This is a genomic window from Mesocryomonas lacus (assembly GCF_055730135.2).
In genome coordinates this window covers 83,998-110,226 of sequence record NZ_JBUZWE020000004.1, presented here as the reverse complement: position 1 = coordinate 110,226, position 26,229 = coordinate 83,998, and the positions used below count along the sequence as shown (strand labels likewise).

Here is a 26,229-nt window from a genome sequence, read left to right as displayed (position 1 = left end):
TCTGCGACGGCATCTTGCGCACTGTGTCAGGAAGAGGCGGGGGCGGACCGTCCGGCGGGCTGCCAGTCCGCCCGGGAGCGGTTGACCGCTGCCCAGCAGCACACGAGGACAAGGATCTCCGAGGCAAGGCTTCCGGCCAGCGAATAGACCGGCGTTGTCAGCACCAGCAGCACGGCCACCAGCGCCATGCCGAGGACCGCGCTGACAGCGCTGATCGCCGCCAAGGTGCGAAAGCGGTGGCGGACCTCCAGAAGGATCTTCGGCATGACGTACAGGAGCGGCGCCATGGAGATGCACCAGGCAAGGCCCGCGATCAGCGTTCGCGGCTGGCCGTCGAAGATCGGCGTCGCCAGCATCGGCATGCCCACGGCTACCGCGAGGCCGTAGACGACGCCGATGCCACCGGTCGCCACCGTCCAGCGGCGCGTCAGGGCGGCGGCCCGCCCCCCTTCGCCGCGGGCGGTGAGGGCGGAGAGCTCCGGCTGGATCATGTTCGCGAGCGCCGAGGAGACCAGCCGTAAGGGGGCGAAGAACACCAGCATCGCGGCCACCGGCGCATAGGCGGCCGGACCGGCGATCGCGGCGATCAGCAGCACCTGGCCTTGCGCCTGGATGTTGCCCATCGTCGTTCCCGCCGTCGACCAGGCGATCTGCCGCGACATCCGGGCGTAGTGGCGCAGCCGTTGCCGGCGGTAGGTGAGGCGCGGCCGCTGGCGCTGCAGCAGCAGCGCGGCGAGGATGGCGATGGCATTGGCCAGCGCCAGCACCAGGAACACGCCCTGCAGCGGGTCGACGGCCGGCAGCCCTGTCAACAGGACGGCCGACAACAGGGCGCCGCTGGCGGTGAAGGCCATGTCGCTGAGGCTGGCGAGCCCCTGGTTGTTCTTGGCGAACATCGTGCTGCGCAGTGAGCTGCGGAGAGACCAGAGCCCGACGAACAAGCCGCCCGCCACCGCATCGGCCTGCAGCCAGAAATGCAGAACCAGCGCGACGATCAGCCCGATCAGCACGGCATAGGCGAGTGCTGCGGAGCCGAGCGCCACCTCGTGCGGCAAGGTGCGGCGCGTGCCGGCATGCGGCGGGATCAGGAGCGCCGCGGGCATGCCGACCAGCGAGCGCATGTAGGTCAAGGACAGCCCGCCCATTAGGAGGACGATGGCGAAGACGCCGTAATCGTTCGGCGAGAGGGCATGCATCAGGACGATGCTGAGCCCGAAATGAAACGCGCTCTGCATGATCTCGCCGCCCAGCATGATGGCCGAGCGCTTGCCGAGGTGGATCAGTTTGGAGATCATGCCGCTGAAGTCTCGCCCGTCGCCGGCTGAGAGTTCTCGGCTTGCGCCGCCATCTCCGAGATCAGCGACGCGATGGCCGCCGAGACCGCCTCGGCGCTGAATACCGTCTCGTAGCGCCGGCGACCGGCGGCGGCAAAGCTTGACCAGGCCGCCGGGTTCTCGATTATGTCGGCAAGGTTTGCCGACAGCGCGGCCGCATCGTCCGGCGGGACCAGCCAGCCGGTGACGCCGTCCTCGACGATCTCCGCCAGTCCGCCGATGGCGGAAGCCAGTGGCGGCCGCCCGTAGGCCATCGCCTCGATGGCGACGCGCCCAAGCGATTCCGGTCGGCGCGACGGGATGGCGAGAATGTCCGCCCACTCGAAATGCGCCGAGGGGTCGGGCGTGAAGGGGGAGAAGGCGATGGTGCGGGTGAGGTCCTTTGCCGCGACGAGATCCCGCAGCGCCTGCTCGCGCGCCGGGTCCTCGAACGCATCGCCGACGACGCGCACCGCGAGCCGCGCCTTGAGGTCGGCCGGCAGACGGTCGACGGCGTCGATCAGCACTTCCTGCCCCTTGATCCGATTGATCCGGCCGAGCATCAGCACGTTCAGCCCCTGTCCGGCGTCGCGCGGAGCGCGAGGCGGCTGCGCGGGGATCGGGATGCCGTTGTAGATGATGCGCGTCGGCGTTGCCGGCGGAAGGGCGTAGGCATCGCGCGTCGCGCGGGAGTTGAAGACGATCCGTGCACGGCTCCAGAGCAGGAGCCGGCGAAACACCGCCATCGCCCGCCCTTCCGGGATCTCGTGCACGTGGAGCGCCGCCTTGCCGGGAAATAGCCGCGACGCCAATGTGTAGTCGATTACTACCGTCGTATTGATGTAAATGATATCGGCGTGCCGGAAGCGGCGGACCGCGCGCGCCACGGCCAGCGGAAGCCGTACCGACGCGGTGACGAGCATGCGGACGAGGCCGCGCCGACGAAGGATGAAGAGCGGTTCGAAGGTGATGCGGGTCGCCAGCTTACGCAGCGGTTCCACGATGGGGCCGTCGCGTGGCAGGACGACCTCGATGTCTTCAGCAGGATAGGCCGCGCGCATGGCCGCAACGCTTTCGATAAAGCTGCGGTCGGAGCCGTAGAGTTCATAGCCTTGATGAACGCAGACAATTTTCATACAATTCTCAAGTTCTTGAGCGGCGTGAGCTAACGGTGCGCTTATTAATGAGTATTGATGCCCGTGATGAGGCGTATTTAAGGATGATGACGGAAGCTTTTATAGCTTATGTACTCGTGCGGTGATAGGCGGGATGCCTGCATGAAGGAATTTCAATCGTGCCCATTGATAAACACTCCGTGCTCATTTTGGGAACGCGCGGCGTGCCGGCATCGCACGGCGGCTTCGAGACGTTTGCCGAAAACCTCGCGCTGTTTCTAGCCCGGCGCGGCTGGGATGTCGGCGTCTATTGCCAGGAGGAGGTTCTGGCCGGCGAGGATGAGAGCATCGTCTCGCATCGCTGGAACGGCGTCGAGCAGATCGTCGTCAAGGTCGCGGCCAAGGGGCCGGCGGCGACGCTGCTGTTCGACTGGCGCTGCATCCGGCATGCCGCAGGTCGGTCCGCCGTCTGCCTCGTCCTCGGCTATAACGGCGCCGTCTTCCTGCCCTACCTTCGGATCCGCGGCCGGCGCCTCCTCACCAACATGGATGGCATCGAATGGCGCCGCGAGAAATGGGGCCCGCTGGTCAAGGCCTGGTTCTGGGTCAACGAGTGGATCGCCGCCTGGACGTCGAACCGTCTCATCGCCGATCATCCGGCGATCCAGGACCATCTGGCGCGCCGCCGCCCGCGCAGCGCCAGCGTGATGATCCCCTACGGCGCCGACGTGTTTCACGAGGCCCCGACCGAGCCTGTCGAGGCCCTTGGCCTGACCCCCGGGCGCTATCTGGTCTCGATCGCCCGCCTTGAGCCCGACAACAGCATCCTCACCATGGTCGAGGCCTTCTCGCGCCAGCGGCGCGGGGCAAGGCTGGTAGTGCTCGGCACGCTCGACGAGGCCAATGCCTATCACCGCGCCATTCAGGCCGCGGCCAGCGACGAGGTGCTGTTCCCCGGCGCGATCTACGAGGCCGAGACCGTGCGCGCGCTGCGCTTCCATGCCGCCGCCTATCTGCACGGCCACATGGTCGGCGGCACCAATCCCTCGCTCGTCGAGGCGCTGGCGGCCGGCAATGCGGTGATCGCGCATGACAACCCCTTCAACCGGTGGACGGCCGGCCAGGCCGGGTCCTTCTTCGCCGATGCCGACAGCTGCGAGCGGTTGATGCAGGCCGCCCTCGAAGGCGGGCGTTCCCAAGGCGAAACCCGTGCGATCGCCCATGCCGAGGCGGCCCGCTTCGACTGGACGGAGATCCTCGAGACCTATGAGCGCGAGATCATCGCGCAGGAGCGGCCCTTGCGGCGCGGTGCGGCCCGGCGCCCGACCGAGGTCATGCAACGCGACGCTCCCCGCATCGTGGTGCCCGAGGTGCGCGCGCCGCTGGCTGTCGCGGGCAAGGCTGCGGCCGCGCCGGACGAAGAAAAGCGCGTCGCCAGCGGATCGCTTCGGCCGCGATGAGCGCCGGCGGGACGGGGTGGAGCCGCCGCCGCTTCCTCGCCGCCGCCGGCACCGCGGCGGCGCTGCTGCCGCTCGCCGTTCCCGCGAAGGCTGCCCCGCCGGCGCCTTCCACCGCGGCGCCCGCGGTCTTTCGGCGCGGGATCAGCACCTGGCCCTGGTTCTCGCTGACCACCGAATACCCGGCGCCTCGCACCGACTATGCCTGGCCACCGTTCCAGGCGGATCGTCCGGTGCCGACCTCGGCCGATCTTATGGCTCTGCGGTCGGCGGGCTTCGATTTCATCCGCTTGCCGGTCGATCCCGGGCCGTTTCTCGCCTTTTCCGGCCGCCGCCGCGCCGCGCTCCTCGCCGAGCTCTTCGACGCAGTGCGCCTCGGCCTGTCGGCCGGCCTTAGCGTCATCATCAACCTGCAGGCGAATGCCGCGACGCACTATTGGCGGCCCGAGCAGATGTTTGCGAGCGTCGACGCGCCGGCCTTCGACGCGTTCCGCCGTCTGGTCGGCGATGTCGCTGCCGGCCTTGCCGGGTTCCCACAGGACCGCGTTGCGCTGGAGCCGGTGAACGAGCCTTTCCAGGCCTGCGGTGCGCGGGAATGGCAGGCGGTGCAGCGCTCGCTTGTCAGGGCGTCGCGGGGGGCGGCGCCGGACCTCACCTACGTCGCGACCGGCGCCTGCGGCAGCATGGTGTCGGGTTTTGCTGAGGGGCAGCCGCAGGCGGCGACCGATGGCGGGCCGATGCTCTTCACCTTCCACTTCTACGAGCCCTACCTCTTCACCCACCAGGGCGCGCCGTGGATGTCGGAACCGGTCTACCGCGCGCTCAACGCCGTGCCCTGGCCGGGATCGGCCGGCAACCTCGAGGGCACGCTCGCCGCTGTGCGCCGGCAGATGGCCGCCGATCGCGACACCCCGGCGGCGGAAAAGGCCAGCGCCTATGCCGAGACCGAGGCCGTGCTCCGGCAATATTTCGAGGCGCGGCCGGACCGCGGCTTCATCGATGGCTTCTTCGCCGACATGCGCGCCTTCGCCGACCGCAACGCCATTCCGCGCGACCAGGTCCTGCTCGGCGAGTTCGGAGCGTTGAAGAGTGGCGGGCGCTACGTCGCGGCGGATCCGGACGACCGCGCGCGCTACGTCGGCGATGTCCGCCGCGCGGCCGAGGAGAGCGGCTTCGGCTGGGCGTTCTGGAACCTTTTCGACGGGCTCGGCATGATGGACGAGACCACCCGCCGGCTGGATCCCGCCATCACGTCGGCGCTGGGTCTCGCGGCGCCGGGCTGAGCGCCCGAGAGGGTGGGTAGAAGCACAGCATCATCACCGCGAACTTCGTCAGCAGCGTCGTCTTGGCGCCGATGCTCTCGGCGGTGTTGAGGAGGATGACGAAGCCCAGCATCGGCAGGAAGATGCCGCGGCGGGTGAACTTCGCGATCTCGAACAGGAACCACGTCACCGCAATGGTCTGCAGCACGGTGATCAGCGCGCCCTGGTAGAGGAGGGTTCTGACGATCGGGTTCTCGATGCCCCATTCCAGCCCGTTGATCCGCCGGACGCTGTCGACGAAGGCGGCGTCCGGGCCGAAGATGATGTCGCTCGCCGGCAGGTAGCCGAAGATGTCGAACATCTTCACCCGCGCATTGGCGCTGCCGCCGTCCTCGACGAAGCGGTCGGTCAGCGTCGAGAAGAAGCCGGAGACGGCGAGGCCGCCGAGCGCGATCGGCAGCATGGTGAGGATCAACGCTACCGCAGCGACCGCGAGCAGCGGAATGCGCCCGCTCGACAGCGCCCGGTGCGCGGCGACGACGAGGTAGCCCCCGCCGAGCACCAGCGTCACCACCATGCCCGAGCGCCCGCCGAAGGCGACGAGGGCGAGGCACTGCAAGGCGAAGAGGACGAGGCGCGTCGGCCCGGACAGCGTGCCGCCGCCGCTGATCACCGCCAGCGCATAGGGCGCGGTGATCAGCGCATTGGCGAGCGGATGGCCCTGCAGCGCCGAGGAGCGGAGGTCCGTCTCGAACACCGCGCCGTCGAAGCGGTAGGGAAAGAACAGGTGCCCGCTCGCCAGTTCGACCAGCGCCATCACTGCGTTCACCGTCATGACGACGTGGATGAGAAGCTCGGCGTCGCGAAAACTGCGGTCGGTGAAGCGCGCCATCATCATCACGACGAGGGCGGCCGGCAGGAAGGTATCGAGGAGGCCGGCCATGCCCGGCCCGTGGCGGAGTACCGTCTGCACGAAGGTGATGAGGGTCGCGACCACGAGGAAGACGCTGGCCGGCCGGCGGGCCGCAACGTCGAGGATATAAGCGACAATATTGCCGGAGGTGAGGGTCATCCAGCCGAACAGGAGGATCATCAAATAAGTCGACGGGTGGATCTTCGAGGCGCCGCTGCCGCTGAGGCCTTCGTAATTGATGCCGAGGTCCCAGAGCAGGCCGCCGGAGACCGCGAACAGCACCGCCAGCGTGACGATCACCAGAAGGCGCGTCACCGGGCGGCGAGGGGACTTCGTTGTCGACAGCCCGATGCTTCCGGCCGGCGGCAGGTGGCTCCGCGGCGGGAAAGGACGGGCCGCTGGCGTCATCTCAGACGAGCGACGCCGGCTTGATCAACAGCGTCGCCGAAATCCGCCGGCCGAGCGTCGACAGGACGTCGGCTGCCATCGTGACCTCCTCGCGGCGCGTGGCGCCAAGCCGCGCCACGAACACCACCTCGTCGGCGCCGCCGGCGATCGGCAAGGCGCCGAGATCCTCGGTGATGACGCAGCCGTCGATGAGCACGAGGTCGAACCGGCTGCAGGCTTCCGCGAGCACGCGTTCGAACCCGTTGCCGCCGCCGCCGGGGATCACGCCTTGGCCGCGGCCGAGCACGGCAAGGCCGGTCGCGTGGTCGATGGTGATCGCCGAGGCCAGCGACTGCTCGCCGCGCAGAATCTCCAGAAGCCCCGGCGATTGCGGGTTCGACAGCTCGACCGAGCTGCCGTCGATGAACAGCACGCGCTTCGACAGCCGCAGCGCGATCGTCGCCAGCATCAGCACGATGGTGACGCGCTCCTCGTTCTCGCCGTCGCCCGAGGTGAGGAAGATGCTGCGGCCGCCGCCGGACGCGCCTTGCAGCAGCTGCAGTGCGCGGGCCATCGCGACGTCCGTTTCGCGGTGGAACGAGCGCCGGGCCCGCGACCGCGGCCAGGACCAGCGGCGGCGACGGGCCCGGTCGAGCGAGATCAGCCCGAGTTCGGACGCCCCTGAAATGCGGCGCATGTCGATGCGCGAGACGATGGTCGGCGCGCGGTATTCCGCCAGCAGCGCGGCAAAGACGCCGAGGCCGAGCCCGGCGGCGGCGGCCGCGACGACGAACAGCGTTGTTTTCGGCCAGCTCTTGTCGAGCGGCGGCAAGGCCCAGGAGATGACCCGCGCATTGGTGGAATCGATGCCGGACTGGTCCCCGGTCTCCTGCGCGCGCTGCGAGAAGGAGGCATAGACCGTGCGGTTCACGTCGAGGTCGCGCTCCAGCGCCCGCATGCCGATCAGCAGCTGGTCGCTCTCGGCCTTCTTCACCTTGGCGGCGGCGAGAGCGTCGGCGAGCGACTTTTCGTAGGCGAGCGCCCGCGCATAGTCGTTCGAGCTCGACCGCTTCAGCCGCGCCAGCTCGCCGGCGATCAGCTGGCGGAGGTCCGACAGCTGCAAAGCGGCATTGCGCAGCGATGGGTGCCGCGGGCCGAACTGGCGCTGCAAGGCGGACATCTGCTGCACCAGCGTCGCCTCCTGGCTGCGCAGCTGGGAGATGGTCGCCGAGGTCATCGCCTCGGCGGTCGCCGCATCGTCGCTGGACCGGCGGATGCGCGTGCGCAGGAGAGCCGTGCTCGCTTCCGCCGCACTCAGCTGCGAGGCGAGCCGCGCCAGTTCCTGGTCGCTGACGAGGAGGTTGTTCGCCTCGACGATGCCATTCTCGGCCTTGTAGCGCTCGAGCGCGCTTTCCGCCTCGCGCACCTTGTCGCGCTGCCTTTCAAGGCCGCCCGTCAGCGACTGCGATGCCTCGACCGCTGCGTCGGTGCGCGCCTGCGCCTGGTCCGCGAGGTAACTTTTCAGAATGGCGTTGACGATCTCGGCGGCCTTGTCGGGATCGCGGGCGGTCATCGCGACATCGATGACGAAGACCTTGTCGGCGCGCTGGATGCCGAGCTTCTGGCGGATCGCCCGCAGCACGATGGCGCTCGCCTCGCCCTTCGGCGCCGCGGCCGGCGGCAGGCCGAGGAGGCTGCGCAGGGTGCCGCCGAGCGAGGCGATGGTGCTGGGGCGGACGCCGAACTCGTCGTCCTCCTCGAGGTTCAGCATCTCGATGGCGCGCAAGAGGACGCCCGAGGATTCCAGCACCTTGGTCTGGCTCTCGACCTGCGCCACGCCGCCATCCGGCGACATCGCCGCCGGGTTGACGTCGTTGGCGACGACCACGCGGTCGCGCGGGTCGATCAGGATCTGTCCGTGCGCGGAATACTGCGCCGGCGTCAGCAGGCCGTAGGCGGCAGCCAGAGCGACGAGGACGGCAGCGACGGCCGCGACCAGCAGGCGGCGGCGCCAGATGATCCACCAGATATCGGCGACCTCGACGGAGGCGTCCGGCGCCTCGCGCGGTCGCGGCAAGGCCGACATCGGAAGCGCCGGTTCACTTTGGGTCAGGGCAGAACGCGTCATGACATTCCGACCGGTAACCGCCGCGGCGCATTTCGGGCGGACGCCATGCTACACCTCTGCCGCGGAAAAGGACGAACAGGCTCGACCTTAGTATCCCTAGGTTAACATTCTGCACAAACCCGGGCCGAGCGCCATGCCCAGCAGGCTTTGCGATCGAGTGTTTGACGTAGCCGGCGCTTATTTGTCGACCGGCGTCGCCTCTTCTGCCTCCACTCCATTGAAGCGCCCCGAAGCTTGGGCCTTTCGTCGAGGGCCAGGCCTAGCTGGCGGGAGTTCCCAGCGACAATCACCGTTTGAAAATGCGGCTGGCCACAGGCTGCCGGGCCTCCCAGCCTTCGGTCTCGAGTTCGGGAATGTCGGCAGGGCGCCGGGGATAACCGAGGCAGAAATAGCCGATCAGAGTCCAGCCTTCTGGCACGTCGAGCGTCGCAGCGACGGCGCGGGGGTCGAGGATCGAGACCCAGCCGAGGCCGATGCCGACGGCGCGCGCGGCGAGCCACAGCGTATGCGCCGCCATCGCCGCGGAGTAGCGGATCGTTTCCGGCATGGTCGCCTTGCCGAGGCCGGCGCCCTGGCGCGTCGTTTCCTCGGCGAAGATCGCGAGGTGGCACGGCGCCTGGCTCAGCCCTTCGAGCTTCAGCCGGGCGTAGAGGCTTGCCTGTCCGCCGTCGTACTCGGCCAGCGCGGCGGCGTTGCACGCCTCGAAGTTTTCCCGGATGGCGGTCCGGCGCGCGGCGTCGTCCACCAGCACAAAGCGCCAAGGCTGGCTGAGGCCGACCGAGGGCGCGAGATCCGCAAGTTCCAGCAGGCGCACGAGGATCTCCGGTGCCACCTTGTCCGGCCGGAAATGACGGACGTCGCGACGCCACCGCAGGAGGAGTTCGATCTGCGCAAGGAACGCCTCGTCGAAGATCGGTCCACCGTCATCCGTCACGCTTTTGCCCGCCTCAGAAAATCTTCTCGCGCCGTCAGAGCATATCTCGCCGCCCGGGTCCCGCGGAAATCCGGTGCGGGGGCGCTGGTATCCGCCTGGTTGCGGCCGCCGGCCGGGCAAGCCGCACGCTGTCATCTCGATCCTCGCCGTCCCGGAAGAGGCAGGGAGATGGACCGACCCGGCGGACAGGTCAGCCGTCGCTATCTCGCCCGCGAGACTGGAGCACGGCAGGGCTAAGTCTCGACGGTTTTGCCGAGATGGGGCGGAACGGGGGCGGTTGGCTGCCGTTCAGACTGCACCCTCAAACGGACGGACATTTCAAAATGAGCATTTTCGACAAGATCAAGAACGCCCTGTTTCACCGCCATGCAGAGGCTGCCGAGACCCCGGCTGCCGCAACGCCCCCGACGGCAGGAGCAGCACCTGCCCCGACACAGGCCGTCTCGCCGTCGTCGCCGAACGCGCCGACGAGCGTCGTTGCCGAAGCTGCCCCGACGCCCGCACCCGCCGTGGGCGCACCTTCGACGCCGGCGGCCTCTGCGCCCGCCGCAGTGCCGGCGGACGTCGACGTTGCCGCCATCATGGATGCCGCGGTGAAGAAGTCCGGCCAGACGCTGAACTGGCGCACCTCGATCGTCGACACGCTGAAGGCGCTGGGCCTCGACAGCGACATCGCCGCTCGCAAGGAGCTGGCGAAGGAGCTGAACTACACCGGTGACACCGGCGACAGCGCCACGATGAACGTCTGGCTGCAGAAGGCGGTCATGAAGAAGCTCTCGGAGAACGGCGGCAAGGTGCCCGCCGACCTGATGGACTGAGCTTCAGGGCTCGCCTTGGCGGGCCCTCTTACACCGGCATCGGCGACGACCGCCGATGCCGCAACCGACCCAACCACCGCGAAAGTGACCGAGATGTCCCAGACTGATCACTCCGACAAGGCGTTGTCGATCCTGACCTTTGCTGCCTACCACGCGCTGTCGAGCGGCGAGACCGTCGGTCAAGTCGTCATCGATGACGGCAACGGTCATGTCGCCGATCCCGACGGCCTGAGCGAACTCGCAGACGCTGACCTTATCGAGATCGATGGCACGAGGGCTCGCTTCACGAGCGCCGGCGAAGCCAAGCTCGCGGCTGTCATCGCCGCGATCCGCGCGGCAAAGGGCTGACTGATGCCCGATTATCCCGGCACGCCGGACGGGCGATACTTCGTCGTCCGCGGCCGGCTCTGGCGCTGCAGCAATCCCGGTCTTGCGCCAGAGCACCGACAGGATCTGGTCAAGGACCTGATGAAGGCGCGCCGCGCCGTTAGGGATGCCAAGGGTGACGCCGCAGCCGTTGCTGCTGCGCGCCAGCATGTGGACGAGGCCAAGACGGCCCTCGGCGAGCGTGGGCCGGTGTGGTGGGCGAATGGGGCGCCCGATTACAACCGGCACATGGTGAAGAATACCCCCTATGCCGACTGGTTTGCGGCGCTCACTCCCTCTGCAATAGCGGCGTGAGAGGCTGTATTGGCAAGGTAAGCCAACGCGGCGAATTGGCCTTTGCCAAAGGGGATGATGCTGGTCCCGTTTGTTGGCAGAGGCCGATGCTCCCTCGCGGTCCGGCGTGCCGGTGCCGCGAAGATAGTGAAGTCGTAGCGTTTTCTAAAGGCTTGGAAAAAACTTGCCGAGATCGACAGGAGATACGCCGTCGGGCGTCTCCATCACAGCGAAGCGGCCGTCCGGGTCGTCCTTCCACTGGGCGATGTTTTCCTCGGTGATGGTGAGGGTCAGATCCCCGAAACTCGCGGGGCCGGGGGTCTCGGTGGAGGCTACGTCTTTCCAACTGACAGTCGACATTGAGGCTCGTCCTTGCTGCGCTAATTCAACAGCTTAACACCGCGAGCCGGTTAAGGCTCCGGTCGGAACGTAGTAATTGGGATGGTGATGATGACGATTGATAACACCCCGAAAGTTCGCGACAGGGCGTACCACCTCTGGGAGGAGGCCGGCAGGCCGCAGGGCCGTGAGCATGAGTTCTGGGCGCATGCCGCGCAGGAGATCGAGGGAGAGAGCGACCTGCAGCACAGGACTTCGGATGGCAACCCCGCCGGCGGCGAGCGGCGCTAGTCCATCCGGTGATCTGAAGGGCTCGGCCCGCAAGGGGAGTTCAAGGCTTTACCGCCGGTGCCCATCAAGGCGCCGGCGGTCTCACGCGGTTGGTGGCGGCTGCGAAAGTGCTTCGGCCTTTCGCCTTCAACCTTTCGCCGCCTTCACAAAGCGGTCGTCGAAGGTCTGTGCGAACGTCAACTCGGCATTGCCGAACTCGGCAGGCTCCAGCGTCTTCAGCATGGCCAGCATGGAGGTGAAGCCGTCCTCGGTGATCAGGCCATCGGGCGAATACATCGGCCGGGCCTTCTCGAACGCGGTTTTGTAGAATTCGCGGTCGCCGAAGAGATAGTCCTCAGGGACGGTGTCCGCGACCTCGTCGGGCGTCGCCGACTGCAGCCAGGCCAGCGACTTCAGGAAGGCATTGACGATGCGCTGCGTCGTCACCGGATTGGCTTCGACGAAGTCGTGGCGGAGGTAGACGGTCGCTGCCGGGTTGGTGCCGCCGAACAGCTGGCGGGTGCCTTCTTCGGTCCGCGTATCGATGAGCGGCACGATGGCGCCGTCAGCCTCAAGCCGCGACGTCACAGGATCAAGGTGCGACAGGCCGGCGATCTCCCCGCGCTTGACCGCCGCCACCGCGCTGGTGCCGCCGCCGATGCCGACGATCGAGACGTCGTCTGGCTTCAGGCCGGCCTTGACCAGCGCGTATTGCAGCATCAGGGCCGTGGAAGAGCCCGGCGCCGTGACGCCCATGGCGCGACCCTTCAAGTCGGCGATCGACTTGATCTCGCCGGCGAGCTCCTTGCGGATGGCGATGGTGATGCCGGGAAAGCGGCCAAGGTCAGCGACGGCGCGGATGTCCTGGCTGCGGTGCTGCATGCGCAGCGTGTGCTCATAGGCACCGGTGACGACATCGACCGATCCGCCGACCAGCGCCTGCAGGGATTTCGCCCCGCCGCCGAAATCATTGATCGCGACCGTCAGGCCTTGCTCCTCGAAGAAGCCACGCCGCTCGGCGATCGTCAGCGGCAGATAGTAGAGCAGCGGCTTGCCGCCGACGCCGAGCGTCAGCGAGGGCTTTTCGATCGCCGCGCCCGCATCCTGCGCGTAGGCAGGCAGTCGGGCGGACAGGGCGGCGAAGGCCGCGGCGCTGGCGCCAGCGGCCAGGAATTCTCTGCGTTTCATGTTGAAAGCCCCTCCCAAGGCCATGTTTTAGTTCTGGATCGAACGGCGATAGCTCAGCTGGTCGACACCTGCGCCTGCGGGCGCCAGACCAGCAGCCGGTCCTCGACGACCGTCACGAGGGCATCGATGACCAGCACGAAGCCCATCAGCACGAACATGCCGGCAAAGACGCCGGTGACGTCGAACACGCCCTCGGCCTGCTGGATGAGGTAGCCGAGGCCCGCCGAAGAGCCGAGATACTCGCCGACCACCGCACCGACCATGGCAAAGCCAACCGCCGTGTGCAGCGACGAGAACATCCAGGACAGGGCGGAGGGCAAATAGACGTGGCGCAGCAGCTGGCGCTCCGTCATGCCAAGCATGCGGGCGTTCGACAGCACTGTCTGGTTCACTTCCTTCACGCCCTGGTAGACGTTGAAGAACACGATGAAGAAAACGAGGGTGACGCCGAGCGCGACCTTCGACCAGATCCCAAGACCGAGCCAGAGCGCGAAAATCGGCGCAAGGACCACGCGCGGCAAGGCGTTCGCTGCTTTCACATAGGGATCGAAGACCATCGCGAGGAGCGGCTTTCTGGCGAACCAGAAGCCGATCGCGACGCCGCCGAGCGAGCCGATCGCAAACGCCAGCGTCGACTCCGTCAGCGTGATGCCAAGATGATACCAGATCGATCCGGAGACGAACCACTCGACGATGCGCGCGCCAACGTCGATCGGCGTGGCGAAGAAGAAGCGGGCATCGGCAGGGTTGCCGAAGAGGCTCGTCGCGGTGAACAGGTGCCAGACCAGCAGCACCGCCACGCCCACCGAGATCTGCAGCAGAAGAAGAATCGGCCTCGTCATGCCGGCAGTCCGTTTGTCTGGCGATAGCCCTTCACGACCTCTTCCTTCAAGGCGTTCCAGATCTCGCGGTGGATGTCGTGGAAGAGCGGGTCGAGACGCACATCGGCGATCTCGCGCGGCCGGCTGATCGGGATCTCGTAATCGCCGATGATGCGCGCCCGCGGACCGGCCGACATGATGACGACGCGGTCCGAAAGCGCGATGGCCTCCTCGAGGTCGTGCGTCACGAACATCACCGCCTTGCGCTCCGCCGACCAGAGGTCGAGCAGCAGCCCGCCCATGATGACGCGCGTCTGCGCGTCGAGCGGGCCGAAAGGCTCATCCATCAGAAGGATGCGCGGGTTGCGGATCAGCACCTGGGCAAGCCCGACGCGCTTGCGCTGTCCGCCCGAGAGCATGTGCGGATAGCGGTCGGCGAAAGCCGAGAGGCCGACGCGGGCCAGCCATTCGCGGGCGCGTTCCTCGGCCTCGCGCTTTGCGGTCCCCGCGATGGTCAGCGGGATCGCCACATTGTCGAGCACCGTCTTCCAGGGCATCAGGGCGTCCTGCTGGAAGAGATAGCCGGCCTCGCCGTTGAGGCCGGAAAGGCCTTGCCCGTAGATTTTCACGGCGCCGGCGGAGGGTTTTAGCAAGCCCGCCGCGGCGTTGAGCAGCGTGGACTTGCCGCAGCCGGTCGGGCCGACGACGGCAACGAACTCGCCCTCGCGCACTTCGAGATCGGTCGGGGCGACGGCCTCGAAGCGGCTGCCATTGGCAAGCCGGAACGCGATCTCGACCTGCGACAGGCCGATCGCCTGCGCCCGGCCCGGCGCCACGGATGCGGCCGAGTGCGCGCGCATAGTGTCGGCAGTGCTCAGCATGCCGCCGAACTCCGCAATTTTTCGAGATGCCACGGCCTCCCGGCGCGTGACGCGTAGAAATAATTCATCGCCGTCCTCCCGACGTCGTCAGATGTTCAGCCTAGATGATCGTCGGGCTTAAGGAACATGCGTTTGGGCGGAACGCGCGTTTCCCACCGGAGAATGCTCAGGCGGCGCAGGCCTCGGGCCGCGAGCGCAGCGCATCGCGCACCCGTCCGCCGGACTGGGCGCCCGGCAGCCGGGCAGCGTCCTCGGCAACGCGACGCAAGGCCTCGATATCGACCCCCGTCGAGACGCCCATCCGTTCGAACATCCAGGCGACATCTTCGGTCGCGACATTGCCCGTCGCCCCCGGCGCGAACGGACAGCCGCCGAGCCCGCCGGCAGCGGCATCGAAGACGCGCACGCCTTCCTCATAGGCGGCAAAGACGTTGGCAAGGCCCAGCCCATAGGTGTCGTGGCCATGCATGGCCCAGTGCCGGACGCCGGGAAAGCGGGCCATGGCCTCGCCGAACAGGCGGCGCATCATGTCCGGCGATGCGCGTCCCGTCGTGTCGCAGAGGCAGATCTCTGCATCCGGGCTCACCGGCACCAGCCGGTCGAGAAGCGCCAGCACCGCCGCCGGATCGACGCGGCCGTCGAACGGGCAGTCGAAGGCGGTGGCAAGACTGAGCCGCAGCGGCACCTCGGGCGGCACGCGGGCCGCGAGACGCTCGTAGTCCTCCGCGGACTCGGTCGGCGACCGCCGCACATTGTTGCGGTTGTGGGCTTCGGAAACCGACAGCACGTAGGCGATCATCGGCGCGCCGGCGGCGAGCGCATCCGTGCCGCGCCGCTCGGTCGGCACCAGAAGCTGGGGCAGGAGGCTTGCCGTGCCGCGCACCGCGCCGAGCACCGCCGGCGTGTCCGCCATCTGCGGCACGGCCGAAGCGCTGACGAAGGACCCGATCTCCATCCGGCGCAAGCCCGCCGCGTTGAGGCGCCGGACAAAGTCGACCTTCACGCTGGTCTCGATGAACGGGCCGATCGGCTGGAAACCGTCGCGCGGCGCGACTTCCACGATCTCCACGTCGGTCTTGCGGTCGAGAAGGTTCATCGCACCACGCCTTGCTCTCTCAGTTCCTGGATCTCGCTGGCGCCGAAACCGGCCTCGCCGAGCACCTCGTCGGTATGTGCGCCGATCGCCGGGCCGGTCCAGCGCACGGTGCCGGGCGCCTCGGGAACGTGCGGCACGATGCCGGCCTGCAGGACCTTGCCGATCAGCGGGTCCTCCACCTCGCGTACCATGCCGCGCGCGCGGTACTGCTCGTCGCTGGCGATCTCGGCGGCATTGAAGCAGAGCGTCGAGGGAATGTCGGCCTCGCGCAGGATCCGGTCGGCCTCGGCGGCATCGAAGCCGCGCGACCAGTCCGCGATGATGCCGTCGAGACGCTCGACATGCCGCAAGCGACCGGGATTGCCGGCAAAGTCCGGATCGTCGGCGAGTTCGGGGCGGCCGATCGTCCGGGCGAAGCGCCGGAACAGCGGGTCCGAGTTCGCCGCGATCAGCAGCCATTTGCCGTCGCGCGTCGGATAGGCGTTGGTCGGCGCCGCGGTCTTGATCCGCGACCCCTGCGGCTGGCGCACCGTGCCGAACACGCCGTATTCGGGCAGCGTGCCCTCCATCATCGAGAGCATCGCTTCGGTCAGCGCGACGTCGAGCGTGAACGGGCCCGGCGCCCCGCCGGCGCGGTCGCGCTGCCAGAGCGCGGCCATGACCCCGAAAGCGGCATAGAGGCCGGCGATCGAGTCGCCTATCGAGATGCCGACGCGGGACGGCGGCAGGTCGGTCTCCTCCGGCGGATGGTTGGTGAGGTAGCGCAGCCCGCCCATCGCCTCGCCGATGACCCCGAAAGAGGCACGGTCGCGATAGGGGCCGTCCTGGCCGAAGCCGGAGATGCGGGCGATCACGAGGTTCGGACGGGCTTCGCGCAGGACCGCCTCGCCAAGGCCCAGCCGGTCGAGTTGCCCCGGCCGGAAATTCTCGACCAGCGCGTCCGCGCTGCCCGCAAGCCGGAGGACGACGCTGCGCGCGCCGGGATGCTTGAGGTCCAGCGACAGGCACCGCTTGTTGCGCGCGTGCATCGACCACCAGGGCGACTGGCCGTTGGCTTGCTCGCCCCATTGCCGGACCGGGTCGCCACCCGGCGGCTCGATCTTGATGACGTCGGCGCCGAGGTCGGCCAGCAGCCGCGTCGCGAAGGGGGCGGCGACGAAATGGCCGAGTTCCAGGATCTTCAGCCCCGCAAGGGGGCCGGTTGCCGCCGTGGACGGCGTGCTCTCATGGTTCGATGCGGTCATGGCTGCTCTCTCCCGTCGCACCCGGTCGGCATGGTGAGCGTCATCTTCCGCGCGGAGCGGGGGAGGGGTCCAGTCGTCTCCGGTCAACCGTCGTTCGCGGCCTGCGAACTGCCGCGCTGGATAAGGTGCGCGCGCAGGAGGCGCGTCGCCTCCGGCAGGCCGGCGGGATCGCGCGAGACGAGCTTCAGCTCGCGCGACGTCCAGGGGTCGGACAGCGGGATCGCCACGAGGTCCATGCCCCGGGCCACCACGGCGAAGGCCCGGTCCGGAATGAGTCCGACGCCGAGGCCGCTCTCCACCATGCGCAGGACGGCGTCGAACCCAGGCACGTGGATGCGCAGCTTCACGTCCCGCCCGGCATGCGCCGCCTCGACGGCCGAGCGGCGGTAGATCGCGCTGTCCTGGTGCAGGCCGATGTGCTCGTAGTCGAGCGTCTCGAGAAAGCCGACGCGGGCGCGGCCGGCGAGCGGATGGTCGCGCCGGACGGCCAGCACCAGCCTATCGCGCCGGTAGGGAGCCGCCACCAGGTCGCGGCTGTCGACGGTGGAGACGCAGAGGCCGATGTCGCCCACGCCCTCCTCGATGCCCTTCACCACGGCGTAGCTGGTGCGCTCTTCCAACTCGATGCGCACGCGCCCGTTCGCCTGGTAGAAGTCGGAGAGGTCCTCGGGCAGAAACTGCACGATCGACGAGATGTTGGCGAGGATGCGGACATGGCCGAGGAGGCCTTGTGCATGGTCGGCCAGTTCTGCCGCCATCTTGTCGACCGAGCGCAGGATCGAGCGCGCATGGTGCAGCAAGGTCTCGCCCGACGCCGTCACCGTCATGCCGCGGGCATGGCGCTGGAAGAGTTCGCTCCCGAGCGTCGCCTCGAGCTCCGCCACGCGCTTGGAAAGCGCCGACGGGGCGATGCCGGCGCGGTCGGCGGCCCGCGTCAGGTGCTCCTCCTCGCAGACCGTCACGAAGAGCTGCAGCGTGACGAGATCGATCCGGCGAGCCAGGGAGGATGAGATCATGGGCGGTTCACAGGCCATACTCGGTGCTCCCTGCTTGTGCGTCGCGCGGACGGCGAGAGCAAGGGGCGAACGCCGATCCGCGCATCGGGGAGGAAGGGAGCCGGCCCTTTCGGCGAAGCGCGCGAACTGGCTTGCCGCCGGCCAGATGGCGCCGGAGGCCGGCCTGCTGCGGCGTCGGCGCAGGCCCGGTCGCGCGGCAGGGCGGCGACCAGAAGACATCGGCCTTGGTCCTCTGATCGACAAGCCGCCTCCCGTCTCCGCTTCCGTATCCATCCGCGCAGTATCGGCTTCTGGTGCTTCCGCACAAACGAGAAGGTGTATTGCTCAATGGTTTCGCGAGGTGGGAGTAAATATAAACCACGGACTTCGTAATCATTAAAAATCTAGAGTAAAAATACAAAGGCCTACGTATCAAAATACAATATTCTAACGCAGTCGATGACCGAGCATAAAATTTGAATGACCTTAAGACATTAACCTTCGGCCGAGTTTGGGAAGAAGATAACGCGTTTTCATTTGCCTGATAGCGATCCAAGATGCTCAGTAGCCAGATACCGAACGGACCTTTCGAGGCCGCGGGAAAAAGCTGCAATCTTGATGAGGTGGATGACATGCGCGTCGTGCTGCTCGGAATTCTATGGCTTGCTTCGGCCCTCGTCGGCCTGTTGCTGATCACGCAGCCGGTCAGTGTTCAGGCGCAGCTCGGCATCGCGCTTTCCGCTATTGCCATCTGTCTGACGATCTATCTCCTCCGGCTGCGCGGGCCCTGGCGCTATGTCTTCCTGGCGACGGCAACCGCGGTGATCCTGCGCTACGCCTACTGGCGGACGACGTCGACCTTGCCGTCGCCGGACCACCTGCTCTACTTCGTCCCGGCGGTCCTCCTCTACGTCGCGGAGATGTACTGCCTGCTGATGCTGGCGATGAGCCTCTTCGTCATCGCCGATCCGATCGAGCGGCCGCGCGCCCGGCAGCTGAGCGACGACGAGCTGCCGACCGTCGACATCTTCGTTCCTTCCTATAACGAGGGCGCCGACATCCTGTCGCTGACGCTCGCCTCCGCCAAGGCGCTGGATTACCCGGCGGACAAGTTCAACGTCTATCTGCTCGACGATGGCGGCACCGACCAGAAGCGCAATTCGCGCGATCCGGCGGTGTCCGGTGCCGCCCACCGCCGCCGCGCCGAGCTGACCGAGCTCTGCCGCCAGCTCGGCGTGCACTACCGGACCCGCGCCGCCAACTTGCGCGCCAAGGCCGGCAACCTCAACAGCGGGCTGTCGGGCACCAGCGGCGACCTCGTCGTCGTGTTCGACGCCGACCATGCGCCGGCCCGCGAATTCCTGCGCGAGACCGTCGGCTACTTCGTCGACGAGGCGAAGCTCTTCCTCGTCCAGACGCCGCACTTCTTCTCCAACCCCGATCCGCTCGAGCGCAACCTCGGCACGTTCGACCGGATGCCGTCGGAGAACGAGATGTTCTACGGCACCATCCAGAAGGGCCTGGACAAGTGGAACGCCGCCTTCTTCTGCGGTTCGGCGGCGGTGCTGCGCCGTGCCGCGCTGGAAGAGGTCGGGGGCTTCTCCGGCGTCTCGATCACCGAGGACTGCGAGACCGCGCTCGACCTGCATTCGCGCGGCTGGAAGAGCCTCTACGTCAACCGCCCGATGATCTCCGGCCTGCAGCCCGATACCTTCTCCAGCTTCATAGGCCAGCGCTCCCGCTGGTGTCGCGGCATGATCCAGATCCTGCTCTTGAAAAACCCGCTGCTGCGCAAGGGTCTCAGCCTGCCGCAGCGCATCTGCTACCTCTCCAGCGCGCTGTTCTGGTTCTTCCCGTTCATGCGCATGGTGTTCATGGCGGCGCCGCTCCTGTTCATCCTCTTCAACCTCAAGATCTACGACGCCTCGGTCGAAGAGTTCGTCGCCTACACCATCACCTACCTCGTCATCGGCGAGATCCTGCGCAACTACCTCTTCGGACAGGTGCGCTGGCCCTGGGTGTCCGAGGTCTACGAGTACGTCCAGTCGGTCTACCTGTTCCGGGCGATCATCAGCGTGCTGATCAACCCGCGCCGCCCGACCTTCACCGTGACGGCCAAGGGTGAGACGCTGCAGGAAACGCGGCTCTCCGAGCTTGCCTGGCCCTATTTCGCGATCGTCGGCGTACTGCTCTTCGCGCTCGGCGTTACCGTCTACCGCTACAACACGGAGCCACAGGTCGGCGGCCTGCTGCTCGTGGTCGGTGCCTGGAACGTCTTGAACCTGTTCGTTGCCGCCGCCGCGCTCGGCGTCGTCACGGAACGCCGCGAGCGCCGGACGTCGCCCCGCCTCGTCTGCCTGCGCGACGCCGTGCTGATGATCGACGGCGTCGAGACGCCGGTCCTCGTCGACGACATCTCGCTCGGCGGTGCCAAGGTCGTCGCAGCGCCCGGAATGGCGGTCCCCTTCGGCGGCTCGCAGCAAAGCCTGATGGTGCTGTCGGCGCGCGACGGCGGTGTCTTCGGCAGCATTCCGGTAACGGTCCAGGACAGTGCCGGCGACGGCGTCATCGGCCTGCGCTTCGATGCGCAAGCGGAGCACTATCCGATCATTGCCGAACTGATGCTGGCCGACATCGGCGCGGTCCGGGCGCAGCGCTCGGCCCGCCAGCGGCGGCAAGGCATCATCGCGGGAACCCTTGGCTTGCTGAAATGGAGCCTTCTCTACCCGCTGGTCGCCACCCATCACCTGATCTTCGACCGCGATGTCCCGGCGCAGGACGCCGATCCCGTCGCGCCCGAAAAGCTGGAGCCGGGCAAGAACCCGCTCGCCACGCCGCTTGCCTGACCTTGGAGAGTGAGATGTCCCGTTATTCTTCGTACTTGAGCAAGAGCCTGGCCGGTCTGTCGCTTGTCGCCCTGACGGCGGTGACCCTCTCGAACGCCGAGGCCGGCGCGCCGTTCGCCATCGCGGGGCCGGCTGCCGTCACCCCCGCCGCGCCGGTGGCGACCAGGCGGCTGGCAACGCTGTCCAGCAGTGCCGAACAGCTGATGATCACCGGCGAGAATGCGACACGCCAGTTTGCGGTCTTCGTGCGGCCCGGCGAGACCACGAAAGCGTCGAAGCTCTCTCTGTCGTACCAGAGCACGGTGTCGATCATGCCGGAGTCCTCGTCGCTGCAGGTCTTTGTCAACGATCGCCCGGTGGCCGAGACCCGCCTGGGGCTCGGCGGCGTCCGCAGCCTGACGGCCGACCTCTCGCCCGGCACCTTGCAGCCCGGCTTCAACCAGGTCCGCATCGTCGTCGATCAGCATCACCGCGTCGACTGCTCCATCGCTGGCACCTATGAGCTTTGGACGGCGATCGACCCGGCGCAGAGCGGCCTCCAGTTCGACGGCGACATCGGGCCGGTCTCGGCGATCGAGGACTTCCCCGCCCTCGCTCGGCTCGATACCGACGGCGTCACGCGGATCCACGGCGTGCTGCCGGAAGGTGCGACGTCGAAGGATATCGAGCGGACCTTGTCGGCGGTCCAGTCGGCCGTGCTGCTCGGCGGCTTCCGCCACCCCTCGGTCGATTTCGGGACAAGCGCCGACGGCGCGGCGCTCGCTGTCGAGGTCGGCATCGACGCCAACCGCCCTGTCGGCAACACCACCATTCCGGCCGTCAGCTTCGAGCCGGGGGCCGCCGGGGGCCCCCCCCGCCTGATCGTCACCGGCACCAGCCCGGACGAGATCGACCGGGGCGTCGCAGGTCTTGCGGCCGCCTCGCAAAGCCACGCGCCGGTCGGCACGCCCGAAGGCCTGCAGGCGCTGCGCGATGCCGGCGGACGGCTGCTCACCGGCGGGGAGGTGGTGACACTGCACGATCTCGGCCTTGCCGACCGGCAGTTCGCCGGCCGGTTCTTCCGCGACAGCGTGCGCTTCCGGCTCCCGGCGGATTTCTACCCGGCCGATTATGCCGAGGGCAGCCTGACGCTGGATGCGAGCTATGCCGCCGGTCTCGACCGGCATGCGCAGCTGGTGATCCGGGCCAATGACCGCGTCATCTCCACTATTCCGCTGAGCTCGAGCAAGCGCGGCCTCATCGATCGACAGAAGATGCGGCTGCCGCTTGGCGCCCTGCAGCCGGGCAGCAACGTGCTGACGTTTGAAGCAATCGTCTCGAACGAAAGCGATGCCGCCTGCGACCCGGCGGCACAGGCGAACCCGCCGACACGGCTGTTCGTCTCCGGCACCTCCGCGCTGACCTTGCCCGTGCTCGCGCGGGTCGGCCACACCCCGGATCTCGCCGCGATGGCGATGGGCGGCAGCAACGGATCGTCCGATCTGTCGCTGCTCGTCGGAGACCTCTCGCCTCAAAGCCTCGGCACAGCGGCGACCTTCACCGCCAAGCTCTCCGCTTCGTCCGGCAAGACCTTCGACACGCATGTCCTCACCGCGATGCCGCGCGAGGCGACCGGCAATCTCGTCGCTTTCGGTACCTTTGCCGGCCTGCCGCGGGAATTGCTGCAGACCGTTCGCCTGGCGCCCGCCGGCCTCGAAAGGAAGGCTGCGCGCGATGGCCTTCTTGTTTCTCCCGCGGATGCAGCGGAGGCCGGCAACGGCTGGAAGCTCCTGTTCAAAGGCGGCGCCGATGAGCCGGCGGCGCGCGGAGCCTCCCCTGCGCCCTCCGACGAGACTAAATTCGATCGTTTCCTCCCAGCCTCCTCCGGGAGCGAAGGTCTCGCCGACACGCTGATGTCGATGGGATCGGCTGCGGCCGACGGCTTCTTCGACTTGATCGGCTTCCAGCAGAACCCGGGCTCCGACACCGGCGATCCCGCAAACTTCTTCCAGCCGGCCGCGGACACGTCGCTGGTGGTCGCCCAGGGATCGGCGCCGGAGCAGCGGGGTGCCGCCTGGACGGTCGTCGCGGCCCGGGATGCGGCGACCCTGTCGGAGGATGTCGGCTTGCTGACGTCGACGGGCCGCTGGGATCGGCTGGCCGGCGCCGTGACCAGCATGAGCGGCGAAGGCAAGGTCATGACGAGCGTTGCCGCCCGCGACGAAGAGCTGTTCGAGACCCAGGCGACCTCGCTCGCCAATGGTCGCCTCGTCATCGCCGGCTGGTTCTCGCGCCATTCCGAAAGCTACATCGTGGCGCTGCTGCTCGCGTGCCTGGCGCTCGGGCTGACCACCAACCTGTTCCTGCGCAACATCGGCGAGAAGCGCCGGTGAGGGCGTTGATTGCGGCAATGGCGACCGTGCTTCTGGTCCTTGGAGGGCCGGCATCGGCGAACGACGCACCGCTGGCGGTGCAGCCGGAGGACTATGTCGTCGGCTCCTGGGAGCTCTACCGCGCCAAGTTCGTCACCGCGGAGGGCCGCATCACCGACGACGACAATGGCATGATCAGCCACAGCGAGGGACAAGGCTACGGACTCCTCTTCGCCGCGGCCGCAGGCGACCGCCCGTCGTTCGACCGGATCTGGAAGTGGACCGAGTCGGAACTCTTGGTGCGCGACGATGCGCTGGCCGCCTGGCGCTGGGATCCCAACGCCTCTCCGCATGTCACCGACAGGAACGACGCGACGGACGGCGACCTTCTGATCGCCTGGGCGCTGCTGCGCGCCTCGGAACGGTGGGGCGTCAGCGCCTTTCGGCGCGAGGCCCGCTCGATCGTCGACGATGTCGTCGACCTCGCGGTCATCGACAGCCGCTACGGCAAGATCCTTTTGCCGGCCGTGGCAGGCTTCGACGCGGCCGCGCAGCCGGACGGCCCGGTGGTCAATCTGTCCTATTGGGTGTTTCCGGCGATCGAGGAACTCAGCGCCATCTCGCCGAAACTCGCGAAGGCCAAACTCCTGGAGAGTGGCCTCGCCCTCACGAAAGCCGCCCGTTTCGGTCCGGCGGCCTTGCCGAGCGACTGGATCGCGCTTGGCGGCGGCACCGCGGCGCCGGCGAAGAACTTCCCCGCCCAGTATGCCTACAACGCGGTGCGCGTGCCGCTCTACCTCGCCTGGACTTCACGCGTTGACGACGCCTTGCTGATGCCCTTCGCCGACGCCTGGACGGCGACCGGCACGATCGCCCCGCGCGTCGTCGACGTCGCCAATGGCGAGACCGTCAACCCGATGGCTGGACCCGGCTATCTCGCCATCGCCGACCTGATGGCCTGCAGCCTGAAGCGAAAGGCGCATGCGGCCGCCGCCGCGGCCTTCGTGCCGACCAGCTACTATCCCAGCACTCTCCACATCCTCAGCCTGATGGCGCTTTCGGAAAGGTATCCGCAATGTTTGTGAGGAAGACGCTTCTTCTCGCCTCGATCGCCGCCATCGGCGTCTCGGTCGCCACGGCGCAGCAGGCCGGGAGCAACAGCCAGATCGCGGGGCTCGCCCTGTCGGATCCCTTCAGCGCGCCGCCGCTGCCGCCCGTTGCCGTTGCCGCGCCGGCCGCGCAGTCCGATGCCGCGGCGCTGGCTTTCGGCGCCGCGCCGGCGCCCGGCGCCGCCGCCTTCTTGCCGGCACCCGGCCTCGGGGCTGCGCCGAGCCCTGGTCTCCCAACGCCCGTCGCCATCGCGCCGGCACCGGTCCCCGTGGCGAAGGGCTTTGCCATCGGCACCGCGCCCCCGCCGGCCGCCGCAACGCCCATGGCCAACCCCTTCGCTCCGGTCCGCGCGGCGACAACGCCCGCCACCAGCGGCGGCGCCGGGGACGCTCCCGCCGCCGCCTCGGCCAATGATGCCGACGATACCGCGCTTCGCTATTACGCCGCGCAGCGCGATCTCGTTCGGGTCGGCGCCGAAATCCGGCGGCTGAAGACCCTCTACCCGAACTGGGCCCCGCCGAGCGATCTCTTCGCCCCGCGCGGCGGCGCCGACGAGCAGCCCTTGTGGGCGCTGTTCGCCAAGGGCGAGTTTGCTGCGATCGAGGCCGAGATCGAGCGGATCAAGACGGAAAAGCCTGGTTGGGCGCCGACCGACGACCTCGCGCAGAAGCTCGCGGACGGCAAGGCCCGTCAGGCGGTGGCGCGCGCTGCCGCCGCCGGCGACTGGACGGGGGCGATCGCGGTGGCGCAGTCGCGTCCGAGCCTTCTCGTCTGCAGCAGCATCGACGTTCTCTGGACCGTCGGCGAAAGCTTCGCGCGGATGTCCGACATGGCCCGCGCCTACGATCTCTACGCCTATGTTCTGGCCAATTGCGACGGCGCGCCGGAGCGCCTCGCCACGTTCCAAAAGGCCAGCGCCTTGCTGCCGGCGGAAGGCGTCACCGCGCTCCTGTCCTATTCGCGGGTTCTGCCGAACGGCCAAGGCGAGTTCGACAGCCTGCGCTTCGACAGCCTGCGCCAGCGCATGGGGGAGATCAGCTCCGGCAAGACGGCGCAGCTTCCGCCCACCGAGGAACTGCTAGCCTATGCCGACTATGTCCGCCGCTCCCGCTCGGCGTCCGACATGGGACTGATCGGCTGGTACCTCTTCGGGCAGGAGAACTGGCAGCGGGCGGCGGAGTGGTTCCAGGCCGGCATGGCGGCAGGTGGCGACGCCAAGCTGACCGAAGGCTACATTCTTGCGCTGCGCAATGGCGACCACGTTGCCGAGGCGCAGGACATCGCGGCAGAGAACTACAGAAACTCGCCCGAGATCGCCAAGATCTACGTCGAGATGGTGTCCGACGACCTGACGGCCGACGACGGCGCGAAGAAGATGCCGGACGCGGCGGTGGCGCGCTTCGAGACGATCGTCGAGGACCTGCGATCGCCCTTGGGGGCACAGTCGCTCGGCTGGCATCTCGTCTATGCCAAGGACTATCAAGGCGCCCGGGAATGGTTCCAGCGCTCGGTCGACTGGAAACCGACGGAGGAAGCCGTGATCGGCCTTGCCGTCGTCGCGACGCGGCTGAAGCAGCCAAGCGAACTGAAGAAGATCAAGGCCGCGTACGCGGCGGACTTCCCGGCCGTCGCCGAGTTCAAGGACGCCGTCAGGCAAGCCTCGCGGACGGCATCCGGGGCGAAGGGGGGGCGGTCTTCCGCCGCGAACGGTCGCGGCAGCGGCAAGGAACGGGGCGGGTCCGGCGACCCGCTGATGGCGGAGGCCAACCGTCTCTACCAAGAGGGCGACTTCCAGGGCACGCTGCAGGCGCTCGACCAGCGGGAGGCCCGCAGCGGCAAGGAATATGGCGCCGAGCTCCTGCGCGGCTGGGCCAATCACCGGCTCGGCCGCTGGACGGAAGCGCGAAAGGTCTTCCTCGCCCAGGACAAGCAGCGCTCCACCAAGGATACCCGCTTCGGCATCGGCGCGACCAGCAATTCGCAGTACCGGATGTGGTCCGACAGCGAGAACAAATGCAAAGTTTGGTCGAAATGCTAGAGCGGAGAATAAAACATCAGCCGGCTGACGGAAGAGCCGTTCGCTGGTGGCAGCCACTTCACA

General features: G+C 67.9%; 22 protein-coding genes. 10 read left to right on the top strand and 12 right to left on the bottom strand.

Annotated features, from left to right (window positions below; all coding sequences use genetic code 11):
• Positions 1-26: 26 nt before the first annotated feature.
• Both ACZLZY_RS07835 and ACZLZY_RS07830 read right to left on the bottom strand, forming a co-directional pair.
• Complete coding sequence (locus ACZLZY_RS07835) at positions 27-1,295, bottom strand: polysaccharide biosynthesis protein (RefSeq protein ID WP_472933674.1); 1,269 nt, start codon at positions 1,293-1,295, stop codon at positions 27-29.
• Entirely contained in the window at positions 1,292-2,449 is a 1,158-nt protein-coding gene (locus tag ACZLZY_RS07830) for a glycosyltransferase family 4 protein (RefSeq protein ID WP_472933673.1), read from the bottom strand. Before ACZLZY_RS07830 ends, ACZLZY_RS07835 begins: the two co-directional genes overlap by 4 nt.
• Positions 2,450-2,607: 158 nt before the next feature.
• Between ACZLZY_RS07830 and ACZLZY_RS07825 the strand changes: the two genes are divergently transcribed.
• On the top strand, positions 2,608-3,888 hold the full coding sequence (locus ACZLZY_RS07825) for a DUF1972 domain-containing protein (protein ID WP_472933672.1): 1,281 nt from the start codon (positions 2,608-2,610) through the stop codon (positions 3,886-3,888).
• Positions 3,885-5,168: a glycoside hydrolase family 5 protein gene (locus ACZLZY_RS07820; RefSeq protein WP_472933671.1), complete on the top strand. Its 1,284-nt coding sequence runs from the start codon at positions 3,885-3,887 to the stop codon at positions 5,166-5,168. The genes ACZLZY_RS07825 and ACZLZY_RS07820 overlap by 4 nt, the downstream gene beginning before the upstream one ends.
• Here ACZLZY_RS07820 and ACZLZY_RS07815 read toward each other — a convergent pair.
• The 3 genes from ACZLZY_RS07815 to bluB form a co-directional block, all read right to left on the bottom strand.
• On the bottom strand, positions 5,134-6,375 hold the full coding sequence (locus ACZLZY_RS07815; protein ID WP_472933670.1) for a VpsF family polysaccharide biosynthesis protein: 1,242 nt from the start codon (positions 6,373-6,375) through the stop codon (positions 5,134-5,136). The two genes, ACZLZY_RS07820 and ACZLZY_RS07815, sit on opposite strands and share 35 nt — an antisense overlap.
• Before the next feature lie 94 nt (positions 6,376-6,469).
• Complete coding sequence (locus ACZLZY_RS07810; RefSeq protein ID WP_472933669.1) at positions 6,470-8,575, bottom strand: GumC family protein; 2,106 nt, start codon at positions 8,573-8,575, stop codon at positions 6,470-6,472.
• A 286-nt stretch (positions 8,576-8,861) separates the two neighbouring features.
• Positions 8,862-9,509: a 5,6-dimethylbenzimidazole synthase gene (gene bluB, locus ACZLZY_RS07805; RefSeq protein ID WP_472933668.1), complete on the bottom strand. Its 648-nt coding sequence runs from the start codon at positions 9,507-9,509 to the stop codon at positions 8,862-8,864.
• A gap of 323 nt (positions 9,510-9,832) precedes the next feature.
• On the opposite strand from bluB, the gene ACZLZY_RS07800 reads away from it, so the two are divergent.
• The 3 genes from ACZLZY_RS07800 (at position 9,833) to ACZLZY_RS07790 (ending at position 11,008) form a co-directional block, all read left to right on the top strand.
• Entirely contained in the window at positions 9,833-10,327 is a 495-nt protein-coding gene (locus tag ACZLZY_RS07800; RefSeq protein WP_472933667.1) for a DUF3597 domain-containing protein, read from the top strand.
• 93 nt (positions 10,328-10,420) lie between these two features.
• Positions 10,421-10,675: a hypothetical protein gene (locus ACZLZY_RS07795; RefSeq protein WP_472933666.1), complete on the top strand. Its 255-nt coding sequence runs from the start codon at positions 10,421-10,423 to the stop codon at positions 10,673-10,675.
• A gap of 3 nt (positions 10,676-10,678) precedes the next feature.
• The gene (locus ACZLZY_RS07790) at positions 10,679-11,008 is read left to right on the top strand and encodes a hypothetical protein (protein ID WP_472933665.1); all 330 of its coding nucleotides are present in this window, start codon (positions 10,679-10,681) and stop codon (positions 11,006-11,008) included.
• 144 nt (positions 11,009-11,152) lie between these two features.
• Here ACZLZY_RS07790 and ACZLZY_RS07785 read toward each other — a convergent pair whose 3' ends face one another.
• Positions 11,153-11,347, bottom strand: a complete 195-nt coding sequence (locus tag ACZLZY_RS07785) for a hypothetical protein (protein ID WP_472933664.1) — start codon at positions 11,345-11,347, stop codon at positions 11,153-11,155.
• 90 nt (positions 11,348-11,437) lie between these two features.
• On the opposite strand from ACZLZY_RS07785, the gene ACZLZY_RS07780 reads away from it, so the two are divergent.
• Positions 11,438-11,617, top strand: coding sequence for a DUF2934 domain-containing protein (locus tag ACZLZY_RS07780; RefSeq protein ID WP_472933663.1), 180 nt, complete (start codon positions 11,438-11,440; stop codon positions 11,615-11,617).
• 126 nt (positions 11,618-11,743) lie between these two features.
• On the opposite strand, the gene ACZLZY_RS07775 is transcribed toward ACZLZY_RS07780, so the two are convergent.
• The 6 genes from ACZLZY_RS07775 to ACZLZY_RS07750 form a co-directional block, all read right to left on the bottom strand.
• The gene (locus tag ACZLZY_RS07775) at positions 11,744-12,784 is read right to left on the bottom strand and encodes an ABC transporter substrate-binding protein (RefSeq protein WP_472933662.1); all 1,041 of its coding nucleotides are present in this window, start codon (positions 12,782-12,784) and stop codon (positions 11,744-11,746) included.
• Between the two features lie 53 nt (positions 12,785-12,837).
• Positions 12,838-13,626 (bottom strand): ABC transporter permease, encoded by a 789-nt coding sequence (locus tag ACZLZY_RS07770; protein ID WP_472933661.1) that lies wholly within the window; start codon positions 13,624-13,626, stop codon positions 12,838-12,840.
• Entirely contained in the window at positions 13,623-14,465 is an 843-nt protein-coding gene (locus tag ACZLZY_RS07765) for an ABC transporter ATP-binding protein (protein WP_472933903.1), read from the bottom strand. The genes ACZLZY_RS07770 and ACZLZY_RS07765 overlap by 4 nt, the downstream gene beginning before the upstream one ends.
• A gap of 187 nt (positions 14,466-14,652) precedes the next feature.
• Positions 14,653-15,582 (bottom strand): hydroxymethylglutaryl-CoA lyase, encoded by a 930-nt coding sequence (locus ACZLZY_RS07760; protein ID WP_472933660.1) that lies wholly within the window; start codon positions 15,580-15,582, stop codon positions 14,653-14,655.
• Complete coding sequence (locus ACZLZY_RS07755) at positions 15,579-16,826, bottom strand: CaiB/BaiF CoA transferase family protein (protein ID WP_472933659.1); 1,248 nt, start codon at positions 16,824-16,826, stop codon at positions 15,579-15,581. The genes ACZLZY_RS07760 and ACZLZY_RS07755 overlap by 4 nt, the downstream gene beginning before the upstream one ends.
• An 83-nt stretch (positions 16,827-16,909) precedes the next feature.
• A complete protein-coding gene (locus ACZLZY_RS07750) occupies positions 16,910-17,842 on the bottom strand; it encodes a LysR family transcriptional regulator (protein ID WP_472933658.1) in 933 nt (310 codons plus the stop codon).
• Positions 17,843-18,453: 611 nt separating this feature from the next.
• Between ACZLZY_RS07750 and bcsA the strand changes: the two genes are divergently transcribed.
• From bcsA to ACZLZY_RS07730, 4 genes are read left to right on the top strand one after another with little or no spacing between them, the layout of a single operon-like run.
• Complete coding sequence (bcsA, locus tag ACZLZY_RS07745; protein WP_472933657.1) at positions 18,454-20,667, top strand: UDP-forming cellulose synthase catalytic subunit; 2,214 nt, start codon at positions 18,454-18,456, stop codon at positions 20,665-20,667.
• A 14-nt stretch (positions 20,668-20,681) separates the two neighbouring features.
• Entirely contained in the window at positions 20,682-23,039 is a 2,358-nt protein-coding gene (locus ACZLZY_RS07740) for a cellulose biosynthesis cyclic di-GMP-binding regulatory protein BcsB (RefSeq protein ID WP_472933656.1), read from the top strand.
• Complete coding sequence (locus ACZLZY_RS07735; protein ID WP_472933655.1) at positions 23,036-24,103, top strand: family 8 glycosyl hydrolase; 1,068 nt, start codon at positions 23,036-23,038, stop codon at positions 24,101-24,103. The genes ACZLZY_RS07740 and ACZLZY_RS07735 overlap by 4 nt, the downstream gene beginning before the upstream one ends.
• Positions 24,094-26,166: a tetratricopeptide repeat protein gene (locus tag ACZLZY_RS07730; protein ID WP_472933654.1), complete on the top strand. Its 2,073-nt coding sequence runs from the start codon at positions 24,094-24,096 to the stop codon at positions 26,164-26,166. Before ACZLZY_RS07735 ends, ACZLZY_RS07730 begins: the two co-directional genes overlap by 10 nt.
• Positions 26,167-26,229: the final 63 nt, after the last annotated feature.

Bases quoted from the DNA above. Each gene is read 5' to 3' on its own strand.
- ACZLZY_RS07830 (WP_472933673.1), bottom strand. From the start codon at position 2,449: ATGAAAATTGTCTGCGTTCATCAAGGCTATGAACTCTACGGCTCCGAC.
- ACZLZY_RS07810 (WP_472933669.1), bottom strand. From the start codon at position 8,575: ATGACGCGTTCTGCCCTGACCCAAAGTGAACCGGCGCTTCCGATGTCG.
- ACZLZY_RS07785 (WP_472933664.1), bottom strand. From the start codon at position 11,347: ATGTCGACTGTCAGTTGGAAAGACGTAGCCTCCACCGAGACCCCCGGC.
- bcsA (WP_472933657.1), top strand. From the start codon at position 18,454: ATGCGCGTCGTGCTGCTCGGAATTCTATGGCTTGCTTCGGCCCTCGTC.
- ACZLZY_RS07750 (WP_472933658.1), bottom strand. From the start codon at position 17,842: ATGATCTCATCCTCCCTGGCTCGCCGGATCGATCTCGTCACGCTGCAG.
- ACZLZY_RS07755 (WP_472933659.1), bottom strand. From the start codon at position 16,826: ATGACCGCATCGAACCATGAGAGCACGCCGTCCACGGCGGCAACCGGC.
- ACZLZY_RS07765 (WP_472933903.1), bottom strand. From the start codon at position 14,465: ATGCGCGCGCACTCGGCCGCATCCGTGGCGCCGGGCCGGGCGCAGGCG.
- ACZLZY_RS07790 (WP_472933665.1), top strand. From the start codon at position 10,679: ATGCCCGATTATCCCGGCACGCCGGACGGGCGATACTTCGTCGTCCGC.
- ACZLZY_RS07760 (WP_472933660.1), bottom strand. From the start codon at position 15,582: ATGAACCTTCTCGACCGCAAGACCGACGTGGAGATCGTGGAAGTCGCG.
- ACZLZY_RS07820 (WP_472933671.1), top strand. From the start codon at position 3,885: ATGAGCGCCGGCGGGACGGGGTGGAGCCGCCGCCGCTTCCTCGCCGCC.
- ACZLZY_RS07775 (WP_472933662.1), bottom strand. From the start codon at position 12,784: ATGAAACGCAGAGAATTCCTGGCCGCTGGCGCCAGCGCCGCGGCCTTC.
- ACZLZY_RS07740 (WP_472933656.1), top strand. From the start codon at position 20,682: ATGTCCCGTTATTCTTCGTACTTGAGCAAGAGCCTGGCCGGTCTGTCG.
- ACZLZY_RS07835 (WP_472933674.1), bottom strand. From the start codon at position 1,295: ATGATCTCCAAACTGATCCACCTCGGCAAGCGCTCGGCCATCATGCTG.
- ACZLZY_RS07800 (WP_472933667.1), top strand. From the start codon at position 9,833: ATGAGCATTTTCGACAAGATCAAGAACGCCCTGTTTCACCGCCATGCA.
- ACZLZY_RS07795 (WP_472933666.1), top strand. From the start codon at position 10,421: ATGTCCCAGACTGATCACTCCGACAAGGCGTTGTCGATCCTGACCTTT.
- ACZLZY_RS07770 (WP_472933661.1), bottom strand. From the start codon at position 13,626: ATGACGAGGCCGATTCTTCTTCTGCTGCAGATCTCGGTGGGCGTGGCG.
- ACZLZY_RS07780 (WP_472933663.1), top strand. From the start codon at position 11,438: ATGACGATTGATAACACCCCGAAAGTTCGCGACAGGGCGTACCACCTC.
- ACZLZY_RS07730 (WP_472933654.1), top strand. From the start codon at position 24,094: ATGTTTGTGAGGAAGACGCTTCTTCTCGCCTCGATCGCCGCCATCGGC.